This is a genomic window from Sphingopyxis flava, from assembly GCF_900168005.1.
Classification (GTDB): Bacteria; Pseudomonadota; Alphaproteobacteria; order Sphingomonadales; family Sphingomonadaceae; genus Sphingopyxis; species Sphingopyxis flava.
In genome coordinates this window covers 1-6,760 of record NZ_FUYP01000061.1, presented here as the reverse complement: position 1 = coordinate 6,760, position 6,760 = coordinate 1, and the positions used below count along the sequence as shown (strand labels likewise).

Annotated in this window: 7 protein-coding genes; 4 read left to right on the top strand and 3 right to left on the bottom strand. The window is 63.7% G+C overall.

Features of this window, described 5'->3' with window-relative positions; genetic code table 11:
- Nucleotides 1-5: 5 nt before the first annotated feature.
- Genes B5X69_RS22530 through B5X69_RS19950 form a run of 3 tightly spaced genes read right to left on the bottom strand, consistent with a single transcriptional unit; the run spans nucleotide 6 to nucleotide 2,110 of the window.
- Complete coding sequence (locus B5X69_RS22530; RefSeq protein ID WP_079640257.1) at nucleotides 6-365, bottom strand: FtsX-like permease family protein; 360 nt, start codon at nucleotides 363-365, stop codon at nucleotides 6-8.
- A 34-nt stretch (nucleotides 366-399) separates the two neighbouring features.
- Complete coding sequence (locus B5X69_RS19955) at nucleotides 400-1,059, bottom strand: ABC transporter permease (RefSeq protein ID WP_176141714.1); 660 nt, start codon at nucleotides 1,057-1,059, stop codon at nucleotides 400-402.
- Between the two features lies 1 nt (nucleotide 1,060).
- Nucleotides 1,061-2,110, bottom strand: coding sequence for an efflux RND transporter periplasmic adaptor subunit (locus B5X69_RS19950; RefSeq protein ID WP_079640255.1), 1,050 nt, complete (start codon nucleotides 2,108-2,110; stop codon nucleotides 1,061-1,063).
- Between the two features lie 692 nt (nucleotides 2,111-2,802).
- On the opposite strand from B5X69_RS19950, the gene B5X69_RS19945 reads away from it, so the two are divergent.
- Genes B5X69_RS19945 through B5X69_RS19930 form a run of 4 tightly spaced genes read left to right on the top strand, consistent with a single transcriptional unit; the run spans nucleotide 2,803 to nucleotide 6,669 of the window.
- Nucleotides 2,803-3,129, top strand: a complete 327-nt coding sequence (locus B5X69_RS19945; protein ID WP_079640254.1) for a hypothetical protein — start codon at nucleotides 2,803-2,805, stop codon at nucleotides 3,127-3,129.
- Nucleotides 3,130-3,171: 42 nt separating this feature from the next.
- Nucleotides 3,172-4,416 carry a radical SAM protein gene (locus tag B5X69_RS19940; RefSeq protein WP_176141713.1) on the top strand — a complete coding sequence of 415 codons (1,245 nt, stop codon included), beginning with the start codon at nucleotides 3,172-3,174 and terminating at the stop codon, nucleotides 4,414-4,416.
- Nucleotides 4,413-5,600 carry a cupin domain-containing protein gene (locus tag B5X69_RS19935; RefSeq protein ID WP_079640253.1) on the top strand — a complete coding sequence of 396 codons (1,188 nt, stop codon included), beginning with the start codon at nucleotides 4,413-4,415 and terminating at the stop codon, nucleotides 5,598-5,600. The genes B5X69_RS19940 and B5X69_RS19935 overlap by 4 nt, the downstream gene beginning before the upstream one ends.
- Nucleotides 5,601-5,628: 28 nt before the next feature.
- Nucleotides 5,629-6,669 carry a sulfotransferase family protein gene (locus B5X69_RS19930; RefSeq protein WP_176141712.1) on the top strand — a complete coding sequence of 347 codons (1,041 nt, stop codon included), beginning with the start codon at nucleotides 5,629-5,631 and terminating at the stop codon, nucleotides 6,667-6,669.
- Nucleotides 6,670-6,760: the final 91 nt, after the last annotated feature.

The window sequence follows — 6,760 nt, the reverse complement described above, 5'->3', positions numbered from 1 at the left end:
AAACCCTACAAGTGGGTCAAATCCGCAGACGAGATCCTCGCCTCCGTCAAACGCTTCTGCCAAAAAACAATGAGCCGAACTTCAGATTCAGGTGAGTAGATGGTGACAACAAGGGCCTTGGAGGCGCCCATTGCACGCATGATCCCGATCTCCGCCTGACGGCGCGCGATCGACAAGAGCATTGCGCTCGCGATGCCGACGACGATCGTGACAAGTGCAAAAATCTTGATGATGAGCCCGGTGCGCGCCTGGGCATCGAGCCCCTCGAAAAGCTGGCTATTCTCGCGCGTCCAGGGGATCGCATCGAGCCCTATTGAGCGGTGCAGCTGCGCGGCGATACCGTCAGCGCCTGTTGCAGGGCTCACTTTGACTTCTATGCGGGTGACGCCGGTCGGAAGATCAAAGAGCGCGCGCTGCCGTGAAGTTTATGTAGGCAGTCTGCCGGTCGGCGCTGCCGATACCCAGCGTGAAAATTCCCTGGACGCGCAGCGAGCGCGAACGCCCGCGATCCGACGCGATGCGAAGAACTTGGCCCACCCTGAGGTCGAGATCGTCTGCAAGGCGGCTGCCCACCAAAATGCCATCGGGGGGTAAGTCGCCGCTGCCGCTGACGATAGCGCCAGCAATGTCGGCGATCGCCGAAAGCTTGTCCGGCATCACGCCGACGACGCTGACGGGTTTGACCGCTTGGCCGCGCTCGATAAATGCGCCGCCGGCGATTTGCGGCGACACCGCGGTCCCAATCGGCGTTCGTTCGATCACCTCGATGAGCGGCTCCCATGCTGGTATCTGATCGCGCCGCCCGAGATCCTTCTGGCGGGCAATCTGGGCCGCATCGCTGTCCCAGGAGCTTTGCGGGCCGCGCTCCGCTGCTTCGAGGACGATGTGCGGAATGCTGCCCACTGTGCGCGCCGTAAGCAGCTCGGCAAGGCCGCCGATCAGTGCGCTCATGAACACGAAGACGCTCACCCCAAGTGCGACGCCCGCGACCAGCAGCGAGGTTTGGCCGCGGTGCGCGAGCAGGTGTCTGATTGCAAGCTTGAGCGCATAAAGCGGCACGTCAATCGGCCGCCCGCACCCGCTCGCCCGGACGTGCGGCGGAGGGATCGAAGAGGATGCGGTCCCCTGCGGCGAGACCGGATGTCACGAAGACCTCCTCTGACGGCCAGTCGACGAATTGGACTGCGCGCTCGGTGACACGGCCGTCGGGGTCGATGAGGCGGACGCGCGCACCGCCGCCGGTCTGGAGGATGGCACTGCGCGGAATGCTGATCGCCCTCTCGCGGCGCTCGATGAGCAAGTCGACGGAGACCGTCAGGCCCGAGGGGACGACGAGGTCGCCTGAATTGAGCCGGATCCGGACATCGCGCGCGCCGGTCTCGGGGTCGATGCGCGGCTCGACATGTGCGACCCGCGCCGGGCGTACGCCGAGCTCCGGGATCGTGACCCGCGCGGCCATGCCGGGCCGGATCGCGGTGGAATAAAGCTCGTCGACCTCGATCCGGATTTCGGGGTTCGCAAGGTCGGCGAGGCGATAAATGATCGACTCGGTTCCCACAGACTGCCCAAGGTCGACGGGGCGCTCGAGGATCACGCCGCTGAAGGGTGCCCGCAAGGTGCGGCGATCGCGCAGCTCGCGGGCCTCGACGACGCTTGCCTCGCGTCGTCTGAGCTCGCGGTCGCCCTCGGCGACCGCAAGCCGCCGCTGCTCGACCTCGCGGCGCGTTGTGAATTCGCCGAGCGCCTCGAACCGCGCGAGGTCGCGCCGGGCCTGGGCGAGCGTCGCCTTTTGTGCCTCAACCGAAGCTTTTGCCTCCGCGATGGCCGCGGTTTCAGGCCCGTCGTCGATACGGGTCAATATCTGGCCCTCGCTTACGCGATCGCCCACATCAAATGGGAGCGCGACAAGTTCGCCGCCCGCGGGTGGCCGGATATCGATCTCCAGCCGGGGACGGATGCGCCCGTTGAGCGTGAGGACACGCTCGGCGGGTGCGATTTGCGCACTTGTCACGGCAACCGCAGGCTCGCGCGGCACGATGAGCCAATAAGCCGCGAGCGCGAGCAGCAATGCGACGCCCCCGCCGGCGATTAACTGGGTCCTTCTAGCCATCGCCGCTCCGTGTCATGTCGGGATGCTCCACCAGGTCTTGCGGGCTATCACGCGAGCGAAGGCCATGGGTTGCAGCAAATCTCGCCCGTTTCAGCAAAAGGTGGACGATTGATTCTCTTGTCGGCTGGCAGCGAGGGGGCCTCCATGAAGGTCCGGTGGCTCGTTCGGGATCGACCCCTTGAGCTCAGTCTCGGCGAGCGCGAGCAGAGCCATTCTGCTATCGTGCCAAACTGGCGCAGAAAAATTTTCGTCGCTGTTTCGGCTCGGATGATCGCGAATTGTCGTTTCCGTCCAATAGGACCGGCTGACGGGACGGCATCAGGCTCGGCACAGATCGGGCGGTGGTCATTCGTCCGGTAGGGCGCAGAGCGGAAAAGTTCGCCTGTGATCCGTGCCAAGACCCTTTCCGGGGGGCAAATCGTTCAGGTCGCACAGGTTGGTTGCCATTCGCAGGTTCGCAGGGCCTGCACACCATTTGTGCGAAGTTTTCGCTGCAGCCGCGGCGATGCGGGCGCGCCCGCTGCTTCCACCAAGACCATAAGCGGGTCGTAGCCGCCCGGTTCACGCGGCTCGATTGTTGAATGTTCGCCGAGTGCGCTGCCACCTCCGCTCGGGTGAGTGGGGGAGGGTGCCTTGCGGCCTCGCCGCAAGCGGTTGGCGGGCAAGTTCCTCAAAAACGTAAGGAGATTATCATGGCTGGTAAGCATAGCGCAGAAAAGCTGAAGCGTCTCGAAACCCTGTCGACCGAGCGCCGCAAGCTCATCGGACAAGCGATCATCGACGGCCTCATCTCGCCCGGCGAAGCCGCCTTTTCGCCGATCGCTGCCGACCCCGATTATGACCAGGGGCAGGGCGGCTATACTCAGAAGGGCGGCGATCACCGGCAGGGTGGCGGCGACTATAACCAGTCGCAGGCGCTCACCAATATCCGTGATCTCGTCACCAACGTCATCCAGCCCGGGCAAGTGCTCCAGCCGGGCAATGTCGCCGGCGGCGTAACGCGGGGCGGAGGCCGCTGACGGCGCTTCCCCTATTTTCAACTGGTCGATGAGGAATTGCTTGTGACACAGCAAATCAGCATCGCTCCGGCGGCGGACAGTCTTGTCCGTCGCCGCGAGTGGAGGGCGAGCGAGCCCGATTCAATCGAGGCGCTGCAGGTCGTTTACAAGGTGGCCGAGCGTTGCAACATCAACTGCAGCTATTGCTATTATTTCCATATGGGCGACGAAACGCCGCTCGAGCGCCCCGCCTACGCGCCGCACGCGGTGACCGAGCGGCTCGCGCACTGGATGGCAGAGGGCTGCGCGGAACTGCGCATTCCGCGCGCCAAGCTCGCCTTTCATGGCGGAGAGCCCGCGATGATCGGCGCCGAGACGTTTGGCAAGGCGTGCCGGACGCTTCGCGACATCATCGAGCCGGTGGCAAATCTGTCGCTCGCCATCCAGACCAACGGCGTGCTGCTCGATGAGCGCTGGACGGACCATTTCATCGAGCATGCCGTGGGCGTCGGGATCAGCATCGACGGACCCCGGGGCGCAAATGACCGCTTTCGGCTCGACAAACGCGGCCGCTCGACCTTCCAGCAGACGGAGGACGCCATTCGGCGGCTCGTTGTCGCGCGGGCCTATGGCGCCCCGCTCCCCTCGACGATCAGCGTGCTTCATCACGCCAACGACTATCGCGAGATCTATCATTATCTGCGCGACCTCGGTGTCGAGGAGCTCAATTTCCTGCTCCCTGATCGCAATGTCGATGACGCTGAATTCCAGGTCTCGGGCGAGGCCGAGCGCTACGGCCGCTGCCTTTCGGAAATATTCGAGGAATGGCTCGCCGAAGACAATGAACAGGTGCGCATCAAGTTCATCGATCAGACGCTCGTTCATTTTCGCGCCTCGGTGACCCCCGGCGCCATTTTCCGGCGGGGGCGAAAGAGTAATCAGGTCGTGATCGCGCGGAGCGACGGGACCGTCGCGATCGACGACAGCTATATTCCTGCGCTCGACTGGTATTCCGAAGCGCCCGTCCGCTCGATGGAGACGCACAGCCTGCGTGATTTTCTCGATAATCCGATCTTTGCCGAGATCGAGACCACGTCGAGCAGTACACCGACCGGCTGCGCGGGCTGCCGCTGGCGCAATATCTGCCGCGGTGGCGATCTGGAGAACCGCTTCTCGGCCCGGAACGGCTTCGACAATCCCTCGGTTTATTGTGCTGCCTACAAGGGCCTTTACGAGACCGTCTGCGCGCGGCTCGTCGAGGGTGGTTACCCCACCGCGCTCCTTTCAGAAAAATTTGGTGCAGCATGACCCGCGATCCCACAGCCGAATGGCTCTTCCGCCCGCTGCCGGTCGACCGCTTCCTCGACGACTATTGGGGACAGGACCATTATCTCCTCCGGCGCGGCGATGCGGGCTATTTTGCCAACATCTTCAGCGCGCGCGCTCTGGAGGAGTTTCTCGAATATGGCCGACCCGATCCGGCAGGCGTGCGGCTCGTCAAGGGGAAGGAAAAGAAGGAGCTTGCCGCCTACCGTCTTGGCAATGGCGCGATCGATATGGTGGCGCTGCGCAATGATTTTGCGTCCGGGTTCACGATCATCCTCAACGGGCTCGAACGCTACGTCGGCGAGATCGCGTCGCTTGCACGCGGTCTCGAGGTCGATCTCAATTTCGAAACGCAGGTGAACGCCTATATCACGCCGCCCGGATCGCAGGGGTTCCTCCCGCATTACGACGATCATGACGTGATCATCCTTCAGATCGAAGGCTCGAAGCGCTGGCACATCTATGAAGGGGAAGGCGATGTGCCGACGCGTCAATTGCAGCAGCGCGATGTTTTCGTGGGCGAAGGCCTGTCCCCCGCGACGCAGATGACCCTCTACGCCGGCGATCTTCTCTATGTCCCGCGCGGACGCATCCACGCTGCTGAAACGCTCGATGAAACATCCATTCACCTCACGCTCGGGATCCACCCGCCCAACATGCTCGACTTGATCAAATCGGCACTCGATACGCTCGCGATACGCGACGACCGCGTTCTCGAGCGGCTTCCGGCGCGCTTTCTGAACGACCCCGCACGGCGGGGGCAGCTGGGGGCGCAGGTTGGCGACGTTATCGGCCTGATCGATGACCAGGCGATCGGCGATGCGATCGGTGCCATCGAGGATAGTCTCCTCAGGCGCGGCCGCTGCCAACCTGCAGGACGCCTCGTCGCCGACGTGACGAGCCGCGATGGGATCACGCAGGAAAGCCGGCTTGCCAAGAATGAGCCGCTTTACGCACGCGTGCTCGCGCTCGGCGGCGGGGTGGCCTTGCAGTTCGCGCAGACACTGGTGACGGCCGACAATAGTCACCGCGAGGCCCTTATCTTCCTGTCGCGGCGGCGCAGACCGTTCCGGGTTGCGGAGATACCGGGCCTTGCACCGAATGCCAGGGCCGAACTTGCACGCAAGCTGCTCGTCGATGGCTTCCTTGTCCAAGCGCCCGCCTGACGCGGGGCGGCTGGCCGTGAGGGGCGCCATGGACGCCGCGTCGGCGGTTGCTCTCTACCTTGCGGGTCTCTCACAAAAAGGCGAGACTCAAGCACGGCTCGGCCTTGGTCGCGGCGAATTTCGCGCTCTGCTTGAGGAGTTGTCTCTCGCTGATTGCGAGCTGACGCCGGTTGATGTCGATCCATCGCTTCGCGTCACCTTTCTCGACACGCGCACTTGCAAATACGAAGATCCCACATTCGACGGGGCGATCGAGGCGATGGCGGCAGCGCGGTACGCACCGCCGGCCTGGCGCATCCCCGCGCGGGTCATCCTCGAAGGCTCAACCGAGCCTGACATGCAAGCACCGGCGAGCATCATTTTGCACGTCGGGCGCTGTGGATCGACGCTGCTTTGCAATCTGCTTGCAAAGAGCGGGGGCTGGACGGCGCTTCGCGAGCCCGAGTTCCTCAACAAGCTTATCCTCGCGCGCACGGCCGCGATGCGCGAGGATGAGAAGGTTCGAATCGACGCCCTGACCGAGCGGCTCTTCGCCTGTCTCGCGCGCGGTGATCGACGCCGACGCCGCGCTGTCAAGCTGAGCTCCTGGACCGCCGCACCAGCGGCGGACCGCTTGGCGCGCAGCGGAGTGAACCGGTTCGTGGGACTGCTGCGCGACCCCTCGGCAGCTGTCGCCTCCTTCTTGGAACAGCCGCCCTACTGGGCTGGAGACAGCGGCTCGGCGGGGAAGGAAAACAATGTCCGCCTCTTCGCCCGGGCGTGGGTAAGCGCTGCCGAGACGATGCTTCGCTTGCCGCCCGCGCAGTGTCTCCTTCTTCGTTATGAGGAGATGGTTGACAATCCTTTTGGCGTTATAAGGCGCGTGCGCCTGCATTTTGGTGACACGCGCCCGCTGGGAAGCGAGGCTAAGATTATGGACGCCCTTGCTTCCTATTCGAAGGGCCGCAGCGGCGAGCGATTTGAACCTTCAGGGCAGCATCGCCGGATGGTCTTGGAACCTCGTCTGCAGCGCATCGTCGCTGAGATCACCGCACCCGTGTGGCGCGCGGTCCGGCGCCGATTAGACTAGGTTGTGTGGACGAATTTGATCAAGCAAAGTCCGGCGGCGAAACTGACGATGGACCGGAAATTCTGCGCGGTTTTTTCGCATCTGAGTGCGA

Coding starts and splice junctions, on each gene's coding strand:
- B5X69_RS19935 (WP_079640253.1), top strand. CDS start 4,413: ATGACCCGCGATCCCACAGCCGAATGGCTCTTCCGCCCGCTGCCGGTC.
- B5X69_RS19930 (WP_176141712.1), top strand. CDS start 5,629: ATGGACGCCGCGTCGGCGGTTGCTCTCTACCTTGCGGGTCTCTCACAA.
- B5X69_RS19945 (WP_079640254.1), top strand. CDS start 2,803: ATGGCTGGTAAGCATAGCGCAGAAAAGCTGAAGCGTCTCGAAACCCTG.
- B5X69_RS19950 (WP_079640255.1), bottom strand. CDS start 2,110: ATGGCTAGAAGGACCCAGTTAATCGCCGGCGGGGGCGTCGCATTGCTG.